The sequence below is a fragment of the Paenibacillus sp. FSL R7-0179 genome (assembly GCF_038002265.1).
In the GTDB taxonomy this organism is placed as follows: Bacteria; Bacillota; Bacilli; order Paenibacillales; family Paenibacillaceae; genus Paenibacillus_AQ.
On the sequence record NZ_JBBOCC010000001.1, the window covers coordinates 592,507 to 610,435 of the forward strand.

General features: G+C 53.7%; 18 protein-coding genes. All 18 read right to left on the minus strand.

Annotated features, from left to right (window positions below):
* Positions 1–4: 4 nt before the first annotated feature.
* The 18 genes from MKX63_RS02465 to MKX63_RS02550 all read right to left on the minus strand — a co-directional run bounded on the left by MKX63_RS02465 (position 5) and on the right by MKX63_RS02550 (position 17,903).
* Positions 5–1,060, minus strand: coding sequence for an ATP-grasp domain-containing protein (locus tag MKX63_RS02465; RefSeq protein ID WP_341015037.1), 1,056 nt, complete (start codon positions 1,058–1,060; stop codon positions 5–7).
* On the minus strand, positions 1,057–1,893 hold the full coding sequence (locus tag MKX63_RS02470) for an HAD family hydrolase (protein ID WP_341015038.1): 837 nt from the start codon (positions 1,891–1,893) through the stop codon (positions 1,057–1,059). Before MKX63_RS02470 ends, MKX63_RS02465 begins: the two co-directional genes overlap by 4 nt.
* Entirely contained in the window at positions 1,890–3,044 is a 1,155-nt protein-coding gene (locus MKX63_RS02475; RefSeq protein ID WP_341015039.1) for a cysteine protease StiP family protein, read from the minus strand. The genes MKX63_RS02470 and MKX63_RS02475 overlap by 4 nt, the downstream gene beginning before the upstream one ends.
* Positions 3,041–4,333, minus strand: coding sequence for a phosphoribosyltransferase family protein (locus tag MKX63_RS02480; RefSeq protein ID WP_341018496.1), 1,293 nt, complete (start codon positions 4,331–4,333; stop codon positions 3,041–3,043). The genes MKX63_RS02475 and MKX63_RS02480 overlap by 4 nt, the downstream gene beginning before the upstream one ends.
* Positions 4,334–4,409: 76 nt before the next feature.
* Positions 4,410–5,618, minus strand: a complete 1,209-nt coding sequence (locus tag MKX63_RS02485; protein WP_341015041.1) for an HpcH/HpaI aldolase/citrate lyase family protein — start codon at positions 5,616–5,618, stop codon at positions 4,410–4,412.
* A 233-nt stretch (positions 5,619–5,851) separates the two neighbouring features.
* A complete protein-coding gene (locus MKX63_RS02490; protein WP_341015042.1) occupies positions 5,852–6,595 on the minus strand; it encodes a TerC family protein in 744 nt (247 codons plus the stop codon).
* Positions 6,596–6,622: 27 nt separating this feature from the next.
* On the minus strand, positions 6,623–7,951 hold the full coding sequence (locus MKX63_RS02495; RefSeq protein ID WP_341015044.1) for a TerD family protein: 1,329 nt from the start codon (positions 7,949–7,951) through the stop codon (positions 6,623–6,625).
* A 94-nt stretch (positions 7,952–8,045) separates the two neighbouring features.
* Positions 8,046–8,627 (minus strand): TerD family protein, encoded by a 582-nt coding sequence (locus tag MKX63_RS02500; protein ID WP_341015046.1) that lies wholly within the window; start codon positions 8,625–8,627, stop codon positions 8,046–8,048.
* A gap of 49 nt (positions 8,628–8,676) precedes the next feature.
* Positions 8,677–9,252: a TerD family protein gene (locus MKX63_RS02505; protein ID WP_341015048.1), complete on the minus strand. Its 576-nt coding sequence runs from the start codon at positions 9,250–9,252 to the stop codon at positions 8,677–8,679.
* Between the two features lie 35 nt (positions 9,253–9,287).
* A complete protein-coding gene (locus MKX63_RS02510; protein WP_341015050.1) occupies positions 9,288–9,884 on the minus strand; it encodes a TerD family protein in 597 nt (198 codons plus the stop codon).
* 112 nt (positions 9,885–9,996) lie between these two features.
* The gene (locus tag MKX63_RS02515) at positions 9,997–10,443 is read right to left on the minus strand and encodes a tellurite resistance TerB family protein (protein ID WP_341015052.1); all 447 of its coding nucleotides are present in this window, start codon (positions 10,441–10,443) and stop codon (positions 9,997–9,999) included.
* Positions 10,444–10,598: 155 nt separating this feature from the next.
* On the minus strand, positions 10,599–11,330 hold the full coding sequence (locus tag MKX63_RS02520; RefSeq protein ID WP_341015053.1) for an amino acid ABC transporter ATP-binding protein: 732 nt from the start codon (positions 11,328–11,330) through the stop codon (positions 10,599–10,601).
* 4 nt (positions 11,331–11,334) lie between these two features.
* On the minus strand, positions 11,335–11,982 hold the full coding sequence (locus MKX63_RS02525; protein ID WP_341015054.1) for an amino acid ABC transporter permease: 648 nt from the start codon (positions 11,980–11,982) through the stop codon (positions 11,335–11,337).
* A gap of 97 nt (positions 11,983–12,079) precedes the next feature.
* Positions 12,080–12,895 carry a basic amino acid ABC transporter substrate-binding protein gene (locus tag MKX63_RS02530; protein WP_341015055.1) on the minus strand — a complete coding sequence of 272 codons (816 nt, stop codon included), beginning with the start codon at positions 12,893–12,895 and terminating at the stop codon, positions 12,080–12,082.
* 219 nt (positions 12,896–13,114) lie between these two features.
* Positions 13,115–13,990: an N-carbamoylputrescine amidase gene (aguB, locus tag MKX63_RS02535; protein ID WP_341015056.1), complete on the minus strand. Its 876-nt coding sequence runs from the start codon at positions 13,988–13,990 to the stop codon at positions 13,115–13,117.
* Between the two features lie 200 nt (positions 13,991–14,190).
* A complete protein-coding gene (locus tag MKX63_RS02540) occupies positions 14,191–15,225 on the minus strand; it encodes an agmatine deiminase family protein (RefSeq protein WP_341018497.1) in 1,035 nt (344 codons plus the stop codon).
* 177 nt (positions 15,226–15,402) lie between these two features.
* Positions 15,403–15,954: a phosphodiesterase gene (gene yfcE / locus MKX63_RS02545; RefSeq protein ID WP_341015058.1), complete on the minus strand. Its 552-nt coding sequence runs from the start codon at positions 15,952–15,954 to the stop codon at positions 15,403–15,405.
* A 464-nt stretch (positions 15,955–16,418) separates the two neighbouring features.
* The gene (locus tag MKX63_RS02550) at positions 16,419–17,903 is read right to left on the minus strand and encodes a glutamate synthase subunit beta (protein WP_341015059.1); all 1,485 of its coding nucleotides are present in this window, start codon (positions 17,901–17,903) and stop codon (positions 16,419–16,421) included.
* Positions 17,904–17,929 lie beyond the last annotated feature (26 nt).

Here is a 17,929-nt window from a genome sequence, read left to right on the forward strand (position 1 = left end):
ACGCTCAATTCACGGAATCCGTAATGACGGATTCTCCGTTTATTCTCATAATCAGCGGCTGCTCGACATGGCTGGCCAGGACGTTATGCTCGAACGATGCAGGCAGAACCTCGCCGCCGAGCGCGCTTTTGACAGCCAGATAAGGGAAATTGATTCCGGACAGACAGGAGATATGCAGGCCGCCGGACATCCGCGGATTAATCTCCAGGAGCTTGGGGACGCCGCCGCTGTATTTCATCTGGATATTGAAATTGAACGGAATCCGGTACGTCTCAGCCACCCTGCGGGCCACCTCCGCAAGCTCCGGGATATACTCCATCAACCGCAGGCGGCCGCCTGCCTTCCGGCGGGGCACTGCAGCCAGCAGCCTGCCCTTCTCATCCGACAGGCAATCAATACTATATTCATAGCCCTCCAGCAGCTCCATCACCATCAGGTTAGGGAAGCTCCCGGCTTCATCAAGGATGCGGTAAGCCTCCTCGAAGGAGATCAGCGGAGTCACATGGCCGAACAGCTCCTCCACGGGACTGCGGTCATTATCTATGATCCGGAATCCGAGTCCGCCTTCCGTCTCGGTAGGCTTGAAGCAGACCTTGTGTCCTTTGGCTGCGAGGTCTTCATAAGCTTCCCTGAACTGCTGCGCATTACTAACCACATGATAATCAGGAATCGTCATAATCCCGGTGGTCTTCACACTCTCATAGAACTTGCCTTTGTCCATGATCATCTCCAGCAGATCCAGATCACGGCAGACCAGCACCTTCGTCCCGATCTCATCGAACAGCGAAGCGTGCAGCGCGATATCAAGCATATGCAGCCGGGGGATGAAGATATCTATCTCGTTCCGGCGGCAGAAGTCCACACAGAACTGCACATATTCAATGCCTTCGAGCGCCGGCTCGGTTCCGGCCACATCCGCGCCTTGCAGCGACATGTGGTGGATATCCGGGTGGGTGGCGAAGATCTGCACCGGAACGCCGTCTTCATTGCCCCGGATGAGATTCATGTAGTGATAGGCAACAGAGAACCAGCGGTTGAAATATATATTTACCTTTTTCATGGTGGCGGTCCAACTCCCAATGCTGTCAAATGTGTATAAATCCTGTGAACATACTGCATAATCTCATCCGCGGCGAATACCCCCTGCCGCTCAGTAAACGGATACTCTAAGTGTACTAAACCCGCCTGCTGCTCGGCAAATATTTCTCCGTGGCAAGGAGCTATGGCATAGTCGGCGGCGGCTAGCAGGCTCTTGTCCAGAAGAGAGTCGCCGGAGGCGACCATCGGCTCTGAATGCACGGTACGGCGGACATGGAGAATGGCATCGCTTTTGTTCACCGCCTCCGGCACGATATAGAGCTTGCGCCCCTGCAGGGATACTCTCCAGCCAAGCTCACCCAGCCGCTGCGCCATCCGGGCAATCTCCTCCAGCGGCAGCGAATCCCGGTGAACCACGAACGTATAGAACAGCTCATCGCAATACCTCCGGCTAATGATCCATTCTTCCCGCACAACAGCGCGTACGATGCGTTCAGCTTCTTCCGCCGCAGCGGAGCCGCGTTCCACCGCTCTGCCGACAGCCGTCCGCCAATCGTTGTCCACTACCCCGTTCACAAGAATATTGCCGCCATTGCTGGTAATGGCATAATCCGGAATGACCGTCTCCTGGAACAGGTTAATCCGCCGGTACTGGGCAATCGTACGTGTAGTCACCGGCATGAAGACAATCTTCGCTGCCAGCTCTTTCAGTGTAGCCAGAGCCTGCTGTGAGATATACGATACCGTCCTGCCGTCAACAACCTCTGCAGGAACCAGACCGGGGGTATCCTCAGGAACGCCTATCGCGCTAAGAGAGTAGATCAGTGTGCGGTCCAGATCGCTGGCGTAGATCATTCACTCTCCCCTTTCAGCGGCTTGATGATTCCGCAGCAGGAGTAGGTCAGTCCGGGATAGACCTCTACCGGCACGCCCCGGTCCTCAGCCAGCAGCAGAATATGCCGCAGGTTGGGATTGTCCAGCCTGTCGACAAGGATTCTCCAGGGCACTCTGCGCAGCAGCACACGCGTCGTCTCCCCCACTCCGGGCTTCACCAGATTGATATTATCTATGCCGAAGGTATCCTGGATACTGCGGATATCGGCCAGCCCCTGCCAGGTAATCTCCGGCGGATGCTCCAGCATCTCCGCAGCCTGTGCCAGTGCCTCTGCCGCTACTTCCGCGAAATACGGAGTAATTGCTTCAACGAATACGTTGGACAGATCACTGTCCAGCCATTCCTTGTAGAATTTGGCCCCGTGGAATTCCTCAGGCCCGATCAGATCATCCCGGAGTACCGTACGGCTCATCAACCCGGATACCGTAGAGTTCAGGCAGGCGCTTGGAATCAGATAATCCTCCCGGGTGCCGTAGGTTCCCGAGCAGTGACCGGGATCTGCAAGTACCGCCAGATCATCATTTAGCGTAATGCCATACTTCTTATGCATACTCTCGCAGGCCTCTATCAGCACCTGCCGGATGGCCCCCTTGCCGGTCCAGCCATCGATGAATTGCAGCCCGGCATCCCCTCCATGCTGCTGCAGCATATAGAGCACCGCATTCTCATCAATCCCCTTACCACGGATAATGGAGATGCTGTAATGCGGAAGGTCCGCTCCATATTTCTCAAGAATATAACGTTTGATCAGTACCCCGATCGGAGTGCCCGCTCTCGCCAGCGAGACCAGTACGGTATTCGCCGTTCCCCGCCGGGCAACAATCATCTCGGACACCACAGCTACAGCCAGCGCCACCTTCCCCGCAGTCTGCTGCAGCGTCTCATGAAACAATTCGATATACTGCTCCGTCGGCTGGTATTCCACCGGAAGCATCTCCGAATAATGCACGCCGGACTGGATCGCTTCCTCCCGCTCGGCCGTTCCCCGCTCCAGGGATACATTGCTCAGATCCTTGAGCAGGAAGGTAACGTCGGAAGCAGGATAGCTGCCCAGTGGCACCGGAGGAGATATTATTCTATTGTGAATGGCTTCGATATCTATTCCCTTCATAGCCCTGAGCCTCCCGTATCTGGTTCTGGGCTTAGCACAACAAGATGTACCTTATTGCCCGCCAGCCTCTGTAAAATATCCGTCATCGGCGCAATCCGCTGCCGGGGCACCCCGCGCTCCAGCAGGACGAAGATATCGTCATACTGGCCGGGGTCCACATTATAGATGAAATTCGTGATCTCCGTATCGCCTGCGGACGGATAGGCAGCGGCGCTGTGCACGCCGTAATCCGCACGCCGCTCGGGATGGATCGGACTGCGGGTCGAGGACTGATACAACACGCCCTCTCCCATCTCTGCGGCGATCCGCATCGGCAGATACATGAACTCGCCTACGCCCATCACCAGCGTACGGGCACCTTCACGCAGTCCCCGGAGCTGCCCGGCCACGCGGCTTACCCCTGCATCTATCTGCGCATTATCCGCAGACTCCAGGCCGAAGCGGCCGCTGTGCTTCAGATATGGCGCTGGATTGATCACGCCCTGCCCATCCGCTGAGGTTACCGGAAGCCGCTCTAAACCGTCGAATACATAAGTGGTTACAAGCTCTGCGTCCGTGGAAGCAGCGGTTCCATTATCGGCTGCAGGCTGCAACAGCGGGATTCCCTCAACCTTGATGCTTCCCTGAAGCAGGGATAGAGCGGTTATCCGTATCCCCAGCTCCTGCTCCAGATCGCGGTAAGCCTGAATATTAGCTTCACTCCGCCAGTCCAAGAGAGAGGCCACTACATAGTCCCTGCGCGGGAATTTGGACTGGATGTCCCGGATTGTATTAATCGCCGTATTACCTGTCGTAATCTCGTCATCCACCAGCACAATCGGCTCTGTTCCCGATAACAGCTCAGCATTCAGGGCATAGCAGAGATGATCTACGGCGTGGGAATGCTCCTCTTCAAAGGTGACCACCGATTCCAGCTCAGGAATCAGCTCTCGTGTGGTATGAATATAAGACGCCCCGCCGGCGAACGCATTATACATGCTATGGCCCAAGGCGGTAGCGGTTTCGGCGAATCCGATGAACAGGACCGGCTGCGGCAGAACCAGACGCGCAGCAAGCAGCGCATGGCAAGCTTCTTCCGCAACCTCAGGATGGATCAGACCATGAACGGCCTGGTTCATCAGCGGGTCAATAACCTCCCGGTCAGCAGTATCCGCGCCCATCTCCAGATACAGAAGCAAGGCGAGTGCCGCTCCGCTGAGCAGCGGGGTATACGGTCCTACGGGAATATGCTTGCCAAGGACTTTGCTGACGAACAGGAAGGAGCGCTTCTTATTGATTCGTGCAGCCATGGAGAACAAAGACTCCACAGGCATATGAAAAGGATTCGAGGTTTCTGTTACCGTAACCTGCAGATTCTCGACGATATTAAACGTGTGTGTATTCGTTCTCGGGTAGTAATCCGACAAAATGCTGTTGTTCATGTAACACCCCGTATATTTGAGATCGTAATAAAATTCGTCTGGCCCAGTTCAAATGAGGCTTGATTTCATTCATTTTGTTATAGTATTCACTCTTGAACACGCCGCGGCTGCCATCGTTGCTGTCTACAATACTTAAGGCGTCCACATACTCTTCATGCATTACGGTATACATGGCCTGCACGGGTCTGAGGTGGGAGGGGTGGATAATGGTTTTGCCCACAATGCCGTTCTCCTTGTCCAGAATCACTTCCCGGATCAGCCCGTCCATGGAGCTTGAGATGAAGCTGTTGCGCATCTCGCGTCCATGCTTGCCGTAGGTATCCTCGAAGGGCGTCTCCCGCAGCTGCGGGCGGAGGACCCGGTGCCCCTTGCTGGCAAAATACTCCCAAACAGGACCCGAGATCACGTATCCTTCCTCCACACGGCCAAATACGTTAATAATATCCGACATGCAGTCGCGGATCGGTGTCAGATCATAGATGCTGATATCCGGGCTGCGCCGCAGTCCGAACAGGCTGGAGAAATCCGTTGCTCCGATCCGGACATTCAGCACATACCCGCGGTATTGCCCGAGCAGATCCCGGACCCCAAGCAGAGTATCCATCCGGCTCTCCCTGTAGATAATCGGCGCATTCTCCAGAATCGGCATCCCGTACAGCACCGGTGCGGAATAGCTGCGTGTGTCATTGTAATCGGCAATAGCCTCGAAATAATCCGTACCGTTCTCTACGGAGAATTTGGGGAAGACGAAGCCGGTCAGCATGGTAATTAATGATCCCAGCCGGAAAATCAGGTCTCTCAGCTGTGCAGGGTTACGTACGCGGATGAACAGCAGCGGAAGACTGCCGCGCTGGTCTGGCTCATTCTCCGCATAAGCGGATAGAAACGCCAGATGCCTGACGATGGACTCTTCGGCATAATCCACTTCACCGTCCCCGATGGCATCCTCCAAATCTATGATTACCGTAATAAGCCCCGAGGCTCTCAGCTTAATAATATCTTCGGCAACACTGGCACGGGTGGCCGGCATATAAAGGGCTGCTCCGACGGCATAAGCCAGTAAATCCTTGCGGGTAGTATGATCAAATGAAACCGGCGGAACATGGAATAATGAGGCTTCCTGTTCTTGTGTGAGGTAATCGAAATATCTCAAGGCCCTTCCCCCTTAATGTTGTGCCAGCACAATACAAATGGCCTTTGGCTGCGAGCAGAACCAGCTATGCCGTCCTCTCGGGGACGGTATCCGGCTTTATTTGAACCCAAGCAAAGGCCATGCTATAAACCTATTACGATTACCCGAAAGGCGTGCCGGAGTCCACCCTTCCCGTGAACCCCGCGCCTTCCTGCACTGCTATAAAGGATAAAGAGATGAAGCATGCAGATCAATCAGGCCTTGTGGTTCTCAGCCTTCTTGCGTTTGCTTGCGCTATACACGATAGTACCTGCAAACACCGCAATTAGAATACCGAAGAAAATGACATGCGGCAATTCATAGCCGAAGGCTCCGGCAAGCATTTTACCGGCAATCAGTGCAATAAGCAGGAATGCCGTTTGTTCCAGTTCAGGATATCTTGCGATCAGCTTGAGGAACACCTGAGCTACACCGCGCATCATCAGTACGCCGAGAATACCGCCAAGGAAGAGTACCCAGACTTCAGAACTAAGACCGAATGCTGCTACCACGCTGTCAATACTGAAGGCAATATCCATTAATTCAACCAGGAGGACCGTCTTCCAGAAAGAGGCGCCTTTATTCTTAACCTCGCCATCTTCACCGCTGCCCTTGAACAACCCTTTGTAGGCAATATAGAAGAGATACAAAGCCCCAAGCACCTTAACCAGCGTAAATTTGACGAGATAGGTCCCCAGACCAATCGCCAGGAATCTGAATAAATAAGCACCTAGTATCCCGTAGAACAAAGCCTTACGCTGCTGCTCCTTCGGCAGGTGCTTAACCATGACCGCCAGTACAAGCGCGTTATCAGCGGACAACAGACCCTCCAGCAGAATCAGACTTCCGATAATCCCCCAGCTGACAGGGTCGGATAGCGTCCCTGCAATATCACTCCATGAGAAGAAATGCCCGTAATTCTCACCGATACTCCTAAAAAAATCACTGAACCAGTCCATTCCACTTGCGCCTCCGGTAATATCAAATTATTTGCTTCCCGCTACCCAGCGAAGCCCCCAGCCATAAGCCTCATCCATCTCTCTGTGACCGCTGAAATATTGCACGAGCCGTTCAATACTGAAGGTCTCGCCCTCCACATTCCGGATCAGCGCGATGGCGCACATGCCTTTACGGTTGTTATGCTCGTCCAGATTCACGATAATATCCGGTCCTCCATCCTGCTTCAGGGTAACCACTCCATCCGCCTCAGACCAATTGGTAACTCCTTTGTAAATAAAGGCAAACACCAGAATCCGTTCGATCTGGGCTACCTTACTTCCGTTTATACGCAGATTCTCGCCGGATGTTACGGAGCCGGTCCGGTCATCTCCATCAAGCATGATGTAAGGCGGCTGCTGGAGGTTGCCGAACGCATTGCCCAGTGCCTGTACCACGCCTTTGCTGCCGTTCTTCAGCTCATACAGACATGCAAGATCCAGGTCCACCCCGCCCTTGTTACGGCTGAACAGTCCTCCGCCCTGCTTCTGGTTCCAGTTCAAATTAATCAGCAGCTCACCCAGTCCGGAGGCCGATTTCTTCAGGTTAATCGAATCGCCCTTCTTCTTCAGCTCAATCTTCTTCAGATTGAGATTCAGCGCCGGTGCGGGAGCTGCCTCCTGCTTAGGCGGTGCCGGTGCAGGTACAGGCGGTGGCGGAATCACAATATTCGGTCTGGATGACTCCGCACGGGGCGGCGGCACCTGAAGCGGCGGGCGTGCCGGCGGCGTCTGTTCCGGCGGCTTCGCTGCCGGAGCAGGCTCGTCCTCTACTTCTATGCCATAGTTCCCGCATAGTGCCTTAAGCCCGCCCGAGAAGCCCGCAACAATCGCACTGTATTTCCATCCTTCGCCATGTCTATATAATTCTCCAACTACAACAGCCGTTTCCACAGAGAACTGATTTCCGAGGTTACACCGCAGAAGCTGCGCACCTGTCGCCTGATTCACGATCCGGCACTCCGCTTCACTCATTTGTCCGAACATCTGCTTGCGTTTTTCTCCGTCATACAGAGTAAGCGTGAAGGCAATCTTCACTATGTTTGCCGGAATCCGCTCCAGCGAGACCTCGAACCGCTTCAGTCCGCCCGAAGCTGTACCCGGTACATCTTTATAGGTGATAAAGGGAGTAGACGGGTTATTGTAAAAGATCAGATCGTCGTCACTGCCCACTTTACCGCCAGCTCCAAGCAGGAATGCGGAAGCATCAATATCCATGGAAGACGGAGCTTTCCACCCGATCTCAACCGTAATGCTGCGGAGTCCCGGGTTCCCTTTGGTCAGATCTGCTTTCTGTCCTTTGACTACTTCTGTACTCATTCTTACGCCACCTTTATACATGGATAAGAGTGCAACTTATCAGATTTTGTGTATAAAAAGGGCAGGATCGATGATGATCCCGCCTTTGAAGCTCTTATTGCGCGTCCAGCCCGTAGTTCTTGCATAATGCGCTTAGTCCGCCGGCGAAGCCGCTGCCGATCGCCTGGAATTTCCAATCCGCCCCCTGGCGGTAGAATTCACAGAAGACTACAGCCGTCTCGGTGGAGAAATCCTCGCCCAGATCGAACCGCAGAACCTCACGGTCGCTGGATGCATCTACAACGCGGACAAAAGCGTTGGAGACTTGTCCGAAGTTCTGCGCCCGGGCCTCATAATCATAGATCGTAACCGTGATCCCGATCCGCTGAATATTCGCAGGCACCAAGCTGAAGTCTACGATAATCTGCTCATCGTCGCCATCGCCTTCACCAGTACGATTATCGCCTGTGTGGGTTACAGAGCCTGTACCGCCGCTTGGATTGTTATAGAATACAAAGTCATTTTCGCTTTTGGCTTTGCCGTCCTCATGCAGCAGGAATGCTGAAGCATCGAGGTCGAAATCCTGTCCGCCGCTGTACTTGTTTGTATCCCAGCCCAGACCTACAATTACCTTCGTCAGACCCGGATTGGTCTTGGTAAGATCAATCCGCTGTCCTTTGGAAAGACTGATCGTCACTTTCGAAAACCCTCTTTCATTACAGATTTATTTCCCGGAGCCGCCGGGCTTATTGCAGGCCGTAATCACGTGTCAGGCCAGCCAGACCGTCCTTGTAGCCGCTGCCAATCGCATTGAATTTCCATTCTGCACCGTTACGGTACAATTCACCGACAACTACGCCTGTTTCAACGGAGAAATCTTCACCCAGGTCAAAGCGGATCAGCTCTTCACTGTTCGCATCGTTGACGATACGCACATAAGAACGGGAGACTTGTCCGAAGTTCTGGCTTCTGCCTTCTGCATCATAGATGGTTATCGTGAACGCAATTTTGTCCACATCAGCCGGGATATTCTGCAGGTCTACCTGAACCTGCTCATCATCCCCGTCACCTTCACCTGTACGGTTGTCGCCGGTGTGAACAACGGAGGCGTTCTCGTTCTGCTTGTTGTTGAAGAAGATGAAGTTGGACTCCTTGCCCACTTTACCGCTGGCATCGGTCAGGAACACAGACACATCAAGGTCGAAGTCTTTGCCGCCATCATATTTATTCGTATCCCATCCGAGGCCGACTGTGATTTTGGACAAGCCTGGATTCGTTTTGGTTAAATCGATTTTTTGTCCCTTGGATAAGTTAATAGCCATGAATAGAGCCCTCTTTTCTTAAATTGGATTTAGATTTAGATGTAGCGTTCTGCCAGCTGATTGATATGCGCGGCGTGGGCTGCTTCACCGATGGCTGCAAATTTCCACTCATCGCCATGACGGTACAGCTCGCCGCAGATCAGTGCCGTGAAGCCTGTATAATTGTCTGTCAGATTAAACTTAACCAATTCTGCATTGCCTGCCGCATTAATAATGCGGATATACGCAGATTTGATCATGCCGAAATCCTGCTTGCGGTTCACCGCATCATAGATATTAACCACTACAAGGACCTTATGGACATCCGCAGGAATCTGCTTCAGATTCACCATGATCTGTTCGTCGTCCCCGTCTCCCTCACCCGTCAGATTATCTCCCGAGTGGACTACAGAGTTATTCGCATTCTGTTTGTTGTGAAAGCAGACGAGGTTCAGCTTGTTCGTTAGCTTGCCGTTCTCATTCAGCAGCAGCGCTGAAGCATCGCAGTCGATATTCGCCTGTTTCTTGATTCCGAAGAAGCCTCTCGAAGGTTCGGCAGGGTCCCAGCCCAGCCCTACAATTACGTTAGACAGCCCGGCATTGCCTTTGGTTAAATCGATCTTCTGACCTTTTACCAGATTAATTCCAGCCAACTTGAAGTACCTCCGTTTCCAGATAGAAGTATGCCTTGCGGGTGTTACATCAGTGATACGGCGGTGAATCGCCTAAAGTTTCAGTCATTAGCAAATAAAATCCAGCCTGTACTTACAGGCTGAATTCACTTGGGCTGAGTCCCAGTACATTGCAGATATTCCGCACAACCGCTTTCTCATGCTCATCGAAGTCGCCGTCCGCTGCACCAATCGCCGAGCATACGCCTACGATTAAGCGTCCAACCTCCGGTTTGCCGTTAAACTTCCCGATGGCCTTAAGCGCTTCCTGCTTGCCGATCTCCGGCGAGAACTCGAAGTTGCTTACATAGTAATTGAACTGGGTGATGACATCTCTCATGTCAAATACCTTGAGTTCATTGCTGAGATTCATATATCCTGCCATCTTATTCTTCTCGGATTCCTCAATCTTGCCGTCAGCCGCAGCCACCAGCGCGCAGCCTGCTACTACCGCGTTCATAAAGTCTTTATTTTTAAATTTCTTCACTTGATCCGTCAGTCCGTTTTTGGTGGTATTCAGCCAATTTTTGAATGTGCTCATCGTATTCTCCTTCTATCATTATGGAATTATAAAAAAAGATATCCCCGAGCCTCCTCCCCGCCACCCTGGGCAGCTATTCATTCATGGACTTATTGCCTATTTCTTACTCTTCTAATATAACCGATTAAATAACAATATTCTACTTTGGGCGGTTCTCACAGTACCTTGGACAGAAACTCCCGTGTGCGCTCATGCGACGGGCTGCCGAACAGCTGCTCGGGCGTACCCTGCTCGACTATGGACCCTTGCTCCATAAAAAGCACCCGATCTCCCACTTCGCGGGCGAAGCCCATCTCATGAGTCACCACAACCATGGTCATCCCCTCACGGGCCAGCTCCTTCATGACCGCCAGCACCTCGCCCACCATCTCGGGGTCCAGAGCCGACGTCGGCTCGTCGAACAGCATGATCTTCGGCTCCATTGCCAGCGCCCGGGCAATCGCCACCCGCTGGGCCTGACCGCCGGAGAGCGAGGCCGGATACATCTCCGCCTTCTCGCTGAGGCCCACCTTCTGCAGCAGCTCTACCGCCTTCTGCCTCGCTTGCTCCGCCGTCCATTTCCGCACCTTCATCGGGGCCAGCATAATGTTCTCAATCACTTTACGGTGCGGAAACAGATTGAACTGCTGAAAGACCATCCCCACCTCGGTACGGATATCGTTAATCCTTGTGCTTTTGGCCATCAAGGAAGTGCCTAGAGTGATAATATCGCCCGCTTGCGGCTGCTCCAGCAGATTAAGGCAGCGCAGAAAGGTCGATTTGCCCGAGCCAGAAGGCCCGATGACCACCACAACCTCACGGCTGTGAATGTCGACGCTGATATCCGTCAGTACCTGATGGGCACCGAATGATTTATGCAGATGCTTGACTGAAATAACCGGTTCCATAGGGTTACACCTTCCGTTCGATATAATTAAGCAGCTTGCTGAGCGAATAAGTAAGGATGAAATAGATCAGTGCAGCGGTCAGATAAGGCTCCCAGATCCGCAGATATTGGCCTTTCATGGTATTGCTCCAGTACATAATCTCAGGGGCGGCAATCAGCGCCAGCAGCGAGGAGTCCTTCACCAGCACGATGAATTCATTCCCGAAGGCGGGAACCATCCGTTTGATGGCCTGGGGCAGAATAATGAAGCGCATCGCCTGCCGCCGGGTCATCCCGAGGGATAAGGCCGCTTCCCGCTGCCCGGGGTCGATGGACTGTATACCCGCGCGGAAGATCTCCGCAGAATAGGCAGCAGAATTGAGTGACAGCGCCACGAATGCGCTCATCAGCGCGTAGGTTTTGCCATAGAACAACGGGATCAGCCCGAAGTGGACGATCAGAATCTGCACATAGAGCGGCGTACCGCGGAAGATGTTGATATAGGCATGGAACGGCCAGCAGAAATACCACTTGGGCGCCATTTTACCGAAGCCGATAACCAGCCCCAGCAGGGAGCCGCACAGGATGGAGACCAGCGATACGCCGATGGTGAACAAGGTCCCTTTTAGCAAAACCGGTAAATAATGAACGATGATGTCGAATCTGAAATCCATAGAATTCTTCCCTTCTCTTCTGCATGTGCCTTACTCAAAAAAAGAAGCACGCGCAATAGCAATCATTACGCATGCTTGGTTGTTGCCGGTTCTCAGGCTACTTCGCGTTCATAAGCGCCGCCGTATCCGGCTCTTCGCCGAACCATTCCTTGTAGATCTCCGCATATTTGCCGTTCTCGATGACCTTCTTGATCGCCGGGTCCAGCTTCTCCTTCCATTCACTGCCCTTAGGATACAGAATGCCGTAGTACTCGGAGCCGAAATTCTCCTTGTCGATAATGCCGGTCAGCTTCTCCTTCGGATTGTTCTTGATGTATTCGTTCACGATGGCGATATCCGCGACCACCGCATCCGCGCCGCCGCCGTTCAGCTCCATCAGCGCTACCGCATTGCTGTCGAACCGCTTCAGGTTGCCGTTGTCGACGCCCATAATGCCGCTCATCAGCTCATCCGCTGTCGTAGCTGCCTGAACCGCTACCTTTTTCCCCTTCAGATCCAGGGCGGATTTGATCTCGCTGCCTTCCTTCACCATGATCATGTTCGTAGATTCGAAATAAGGGATGGAGTAGTCATAGGTTTCCTTGCGTTCATCTGTTATCGATACCGAGGATACACCCGCCTGATATTCAGTGCCCTGCTTCACACTGGTCAGCATGGTATCCCAGCCTGTGTTGGTGACCGTGTAATCGACGCCGGCCTCCTCCATTACCGCCTTGATGAAATCAATGTCAAAGCCCTTGATTGTATCGGTATCCATATACTCCATTGGTGCATAGCTGGCATCGGTAGCGATTTTGAGGCTCTTCCCGTCCGAACTGCCGCCTTCTGCATTATTACCAGAGCCACAACCCGCTATTGCCAAGACCAGGAGTGCCACCATACCTGACATCGCCCATGTTTTCCGGATTCCCATTCTCCAATCCCCCTACTTATTTGTAAAATAACTTAAGGAGATTTTATCAGATTAAAGCAATGATGACAATTAACTTTATCCACTAGTGTAATATAATATGACACTATTATCGATATACTGTAACATCTCATGCAAAAAAGCAGCCAAAATGTCCCGGAGAGAGCTCCGGCAGCATTCTGGCTGCTTACTGAATGGTCAATCTATATATTAGCGCATAATTTAGAAGGTTAAATCGCCGTCATAGGAAGCAATCATCCGGTACAGCTCCGGACGGCGGTCACGGAAGATCCCCCATTCAATCCGGCCTACCTCAAGGGCATCCAGATCGAATTCGCTGACCAGCACGGTCTGCTCATTCCGTCCGGCTTCGACAATCTTGTTGCCCTGCGGACCGGCGATGAATGACGAGCCGTAGAAATCAATGCTGGAATCCTCGTCAGTCTCCTTCCCGATCCGGTTGGAGGCCACGACAGGAATCAGGTTAGCGGCAGCATGACCCAGCATGCAGGTCTGCCAGTGATCCTTGGAATCAATCGACCCATCCTGCGGCTCCGAGCCGATGGCTGTAGGGTAGAACAGAATCTCCGCACCCATCAGGCTCATCACCCGGGCAGCTTCCGGGTACCATTGGTCCCAGCATACGCCGACTCCGATTTTGGCATAGCGGGTATTCCACACCTTGAAGCCGGTATCGCCCGGGTTGAAGTAGAATTTCTCTTCATAGCCTGGACCGTCAGGAATATGGCTCTTGCGGTATTTGCCCATCACGGTTCCGTCCGCATCAATTACCGCCAGCGAGTTGTAACGCGCATAGTTCTTCTTCTCATAAAAGCTGATCGGCAGCACCACCGCAAGCTCCTTGGCGATCGCCTTGAAGTGGTTCACCGCCTTGTTCTGCTCAAGCTCTGTAGCATAGGCATAGTAATCCGACTTCTCCTTCTGGCAGAAATACGGCGTCTCGAACAGCTCCTGCAGCAGAATAATCTGCGCTCCTTGTGCGGCAGCCTCTCTAACCAGGGCCTCCGCCTTGCGGATATTCTCATCAATGTCGCCGGAACAGCTCATTTGCGTCGCGGCTACTTTTACTTGTCTCATGGTTGTTCCTCCTTATATGAACTTATAACACTTAAAACTCAAAGCTTGGTCGTCGCTGCGGTGAACATTTGGACTTCCGGCCGCTGTTGTCCCCAGATTTCTTGATTTAATCCGCTCTCCGCGGTTGAAATCCGGTGACAAAGGCGGTCGCTAACGCTCCTACAGTTCCAAATTTCCCCTCCGCTTCTTTTCGCTTTTCGTTAAGCTCCATTCACCGCAGGCATCTGCTGGGTGGTGCAGTGCACGTTGCCGCCTTCGCCGATCACGGCCATTCCGTTAACGGTACGGATGCGGCGGTCTGGGAACAGCCCGGCCAGCGTCTCTTCAGCCAGCTTGTCCGTCTCAGCCGCTGTACCGCCGAAGACCGGCAGGATGATTCCGCCGTTCACGAAATAGAAATTCAGATAGCTCAGCGTCAGGCGGCTGCCCTCGAAATCTACACGGGGCGGCTGCTGAATGCGGACAATCTCCAGCTTACGGCCTTTGGCATCAACCGTCTGCTCCAGAATGCGCAGATTCTCCTGCGTAATCGCATAGTTCTCATCCTGCGGGTCCTCGCAGACCTGGATAATCACCTTGCCCGGTGCCGCGAAGCAAGCGATGTTATCGACATGCCCGTCCGTCTCATCCCCGCTGAGGCCGCGCTTCAGCCAGATGATGGACTCGGTCCCGGTATACTGCTTGACATAATCAGCAATCTCTTCGCGGCTAAGCTCAGGATTACGGTTCGTATTCAGCAGGCATTCCTCTGTGGTCAGCAGGGTGCCCTCGCCATCCGTATGAATGGAGCCGCCCTCCATCACCAGCGGGGCATTGAATCTGGTGATTCCCTGATGCTCAAGAATCTGCGGTGCCACCGCATCATCGAGATCCCACGGCGAATATTTGCCGCCCCAGGCATTGAACTTCCAGTTGACCCCGGCCAGCTTGCCGTCCGGACCAGCGACGAAGGTCGGACCGTTGTCGCGCAGCCAGGCATCATTATGCTTGATCGGAAGCAGCGTTACATTAGCACCAAGCGCCAATTGCTCAACGGCCTCCAGCTCGTCCGGGTTAACAACCACCGTCACCGGCTCGAATTCGGCAATCGCGCGGATAATCTCGGCATAGCCCCCGCTAACCGCTTCATAATTATCAGGGTGTACCATCGAGTCCTTCACCGGCCAGGAAATGAAGGTCCGTTCATGCTTGGCCCATTCGGCCGGCATTGTATAGTGTAAATCACGTGGATGCATCATTTAGTTACCTCTGCTGTTCATATTTGAAGCCGGGCTGTACTGTCTGCCCGCAAAGCTCCTCACCCATCATACATGAATATGCCGGTGGGCTCAATTGCTGCGCAGCAATAATCCCTCTGGAAATATCCAGAGGGATCGCAGAGCCGAACTGGCTTTTTCAATCTGTTAGATCTGTTACAGCCTGATTTGCTTGAGGATATTGCCGCTGAAGTCTTTAATGAGAAATTCCCCATTCTCCAGGACACCGTAAGAGTTCGGGTTGTTCTCCTTCGGCAGCGCAATCGATCCGGGATTGAGCACATTAATGCCGCCCCTCACCTCTGCCACCGGCAGATGCGTATGCCCCTGAATAAACACATCCTGCGGGGAGAGCGCCGGTAAGCGGTCGATGCTGAAGCCATGCCCGTGGGTGGCGTAGATTTTGCGGCCTTCATGCAGAATCAGTACATAGTCGCCCATCATCGGGAAGTGCAGCAGCATCTGATCCACCTCAGCATCACAATTACCTCTTACCGCCGCCAGCGATTTACCAGATTGGCAGTATGCATTCAGCCTGTCGGCGACCCCCTGCGGATTATACCCCTCCGGCAGCGGATTCCTCGGCCCGTGATACAGAAAGTCGCCCAGTATAACCAGCGTGTGCGGCTGCTCCTCCTCCGCTTTAGCCAGCACCTCCTCCAGCCAGTACAGTGATCCGTGAATATCGGAAATGAACATTAGTTTCATGTGGATGCTTCCTTTCTGTGAATATACCTGTCACTAACTTCTACTATAACGCTTTTTTGCCAAACTAGTTGAAACTCTCAGCCAAAATCCTGCCAAAAATGCAACATCCTATTTACAGCCACAGGCCCAATACAAAAATGTTGCATGAAAAGCAGCATTCCTTCTCCTCCGGGCGAAATTACAGGCTGAATCCTGCATTCTGTGCAACAATTCCGCCTGAACCCCGCCTATTGCCGGTTCGAAATTGCATTATGTGCAACATTAGCCGCGAACGCTCCCCCCCACCTGCATCCTAACTATAAACGAGCAGCTGAGGCGGGGAACGCAAAGCAAGACGCCCGGGAAGGGCGTCTCTTGGGGGACATACTTGGCAGAACACACCTTATCAGGCGTTCCTTGACGGACATCGCTTGACTGAGCGTCTCACAATGGAGCACCACACTCAAACTCACTTATCAGCAGCCTCAAGGCAGATTGGACGAGCCCATCAGGAAGCGGTCTACCTCGCGGGCAGCCTGGCGGCCCTCGTTAATCGCCCACACCACAAGACTCTGGCCGCGCCGCATATCACCGGCGGTGAAGACTCCCTCCACATTCGTTGCCTGCGCGCCGAACTCTGCCTTAACGTTGGAACGCTCATCGCATTCTATGCCAAGCTGTCCCAGCACCGTTTCTTCCGGCCCGGTGAAGCCCAGCGCCAACAGCACGAGCTGCGCCGGGATCACCTCTTCGCTGCCTGGTACTTCGACCGGCGCCATCCGCCCGTCTTCCGTGCGCTTCCATTCAATGCGCACCGTGTGCAGCTCCTGTACATGGCCATCCACATCGCCCACAAAACGCTTAGTATTCACCAGATAGCGGCGCGGATCTTCTTCATATAGAGAAGCTGCCTCCTGCTGTCCGTAGTCCACCTTCAGCACCTTCGGCCATTCCGGCCAAGGATTGCCCGGCTGGCGGGTCAATGGCGACTGCGGCATAATCTCCAGCTGAATCACGCTGCGGCAGCCGTGGCGGATGGAGGTCGCTACACAGTCTGTTCCCGTGTCTCCGCCGCCGATGACGACCACATCCTTGCCTGCCGCCGACAGGTATTCTCCATCCTCCAGCCCGGAATCCAGCAGACTCTTCGTATTCAGCGTCAGGAATTCCATTGCCTGATGGATGCCGCGCAGCTCCCGGCCCTCCAGCGGCAGGTCGCGCGCCTTCGTAGAACCGCCGCAGAGAACCACCGCATCATTCTCCTCCTGGAGCTGTGCGGCTGTAATATCCCGGCCGATCTCAGTCCGGGTGACGAAGGTAACGCCTTCCGCTGCCAGCAGATCCACCCGGCGCTGCACCTTCTTCTTATCCAGCTTCATGTTCGGAATACCGTAGGTCAGCAGTCCGCCGATCCGGTCAGCCCGCTCATACACCGTTACACTGTGTCCCGCCTTATTCAGTTGGGCAGCGCAGGCCAGCCCGGCAGGGCCGGAGCCGACGACGGCAACCTTCTTGCCTGTCCGGGTAAGCGGCGGCTCAGGAACAATCCAGCCTTCCGCGAATCCTCTATCTAGAATCGCTTTTTCGATCGATTTAATCGTTACCGAATCACCGTTCTTCCCTACTGTGCAAGAGCCTTCACAAGGCGCTGGGCAGACGCGTCCTGTAAATTCCGGGAAGTTATTCGTCTTATGCAGGCGCTTCAGCGCAACCTGCCAGTTGCCGCGGTAGACCATGTCATTCCACTCTGGAATCAGATTATGCAGCGGACAGCCGCTGGCCATCCCTGACAACATACGCCCGACATGGCAGAACGGTGTTCCGCAATCCATACAGCGGGCACCCTGCTCACGCAGCTGTTCTTCCTCCATCGGAACCGAGAATTCATTCCAGTTCTTAATCCGCTCCAGCGGCTCGCATTCAGCAGGCGTGCGCCGCTGATATTCTATAAATCCGGTTGTTTTACCCATCCCTGTCATCCTCCGAGTCTCTCTGA

Coding starts and splice junctions, on each gene's coding strand:
- MKX63_RS02465 (WP_341015037.1), bottom strand. CDS start 1,060: ATGAAAAAGGTAAATATATATTTCAACCGCTGGTTCTCTGTTGCCTAT.
- MKX63_RS02470 (WP_341015038.1), bottom strand. CDS start 1,893: ATGATCTACGCCAGCGATCTGGACCGCACACTGATCTACTCTCTTAGC.
- MKX63_RS02475 (WP_341015039.1), bottom strand. CDS start 3,044: ATGAAGGGAATAGATATCGAAGCCATTCACAATAGAATAATATCTCCT.
- MKX63_RS02480 (WP_341018496.1), bottom strand. CDS start 4,333: ATGGCTGCACGAATCAATAAGAAGCGCTCCTTCCTGTTCGTCAGCAAA.
- MKX63_RS02490 (WP_341015042.1), bottom strand. CDS start 6,595: ATGGACTGGTTCAGTGATTTTTTTAGGAGTATCGGTGAGAATTACGGG.
- MKX63_RS02495 (WP_341015044.1), bottom strand. CDS start 7,951: ATGAGTACAGAAGTAGTCAAAGGACAGAAAGCAGATCTGACCAAAGGG.
- MKX63_RS02505 (WP_341015048.1), bottom strand. CDS start 9,252: ATGGCTATTAACTTATCCAAGGGACAAAAAATCGATTTAACCAAAACG.
- MKX63_RS02515 (WP_341015052.1), bottom strand. CDS start 10,443: ATGAGCACATTCAAAAATTGGCTGAATACCACCAAAAACGGACTGACG.
- MKX63_RS02520 (WP_341015053.1), bottom strand. CDS start 11,330: ATGGAACCGGTTATTTCAGTCAAGCATCTGCATAAATCATTCGGTGCC.
- MKX63_RS02525 (WP_341015054.1), bottom strand. CDS start 11,982: ATGGATTTCAGATTCGACATCATCGTTCATTATTTACCGGTTTTGCTA.
- MKX63_RS02530 (WP_341015055.1), bottom strand. CDS start 12,895: ATGGGAATCCGGAAAACATGGGCGATGTCAGGTATGGTGGCACTCCTG.
- aguB (WP_341015056.1), bottom strand. CDS start 13,990: ATGAGACAAGTAAAAGTAGCCGCGACGCAAATGAGCTGTTCCGGCGAC.
- MKX63_RS02540 (WP_341018497.1), bottom strand. CDS start 15,225: ATGCATCCACGTGATTTACACTATACAATGCCGGCCGAATGGGCCAAG.
- yfcE (WP_341015058.1), bottom strand. CDS start 15,954: ATGAAACTAATGTTCATTTCCGATATTCACGGATCACTGTACTGGCTG.
- MKX63_RS02550 (WP_341015059.1), bottom strand. CDS start 17,903: ATGGGTAAAACAACCGGATTTATAGAATATCAGCGGCGCACGCCTGCT.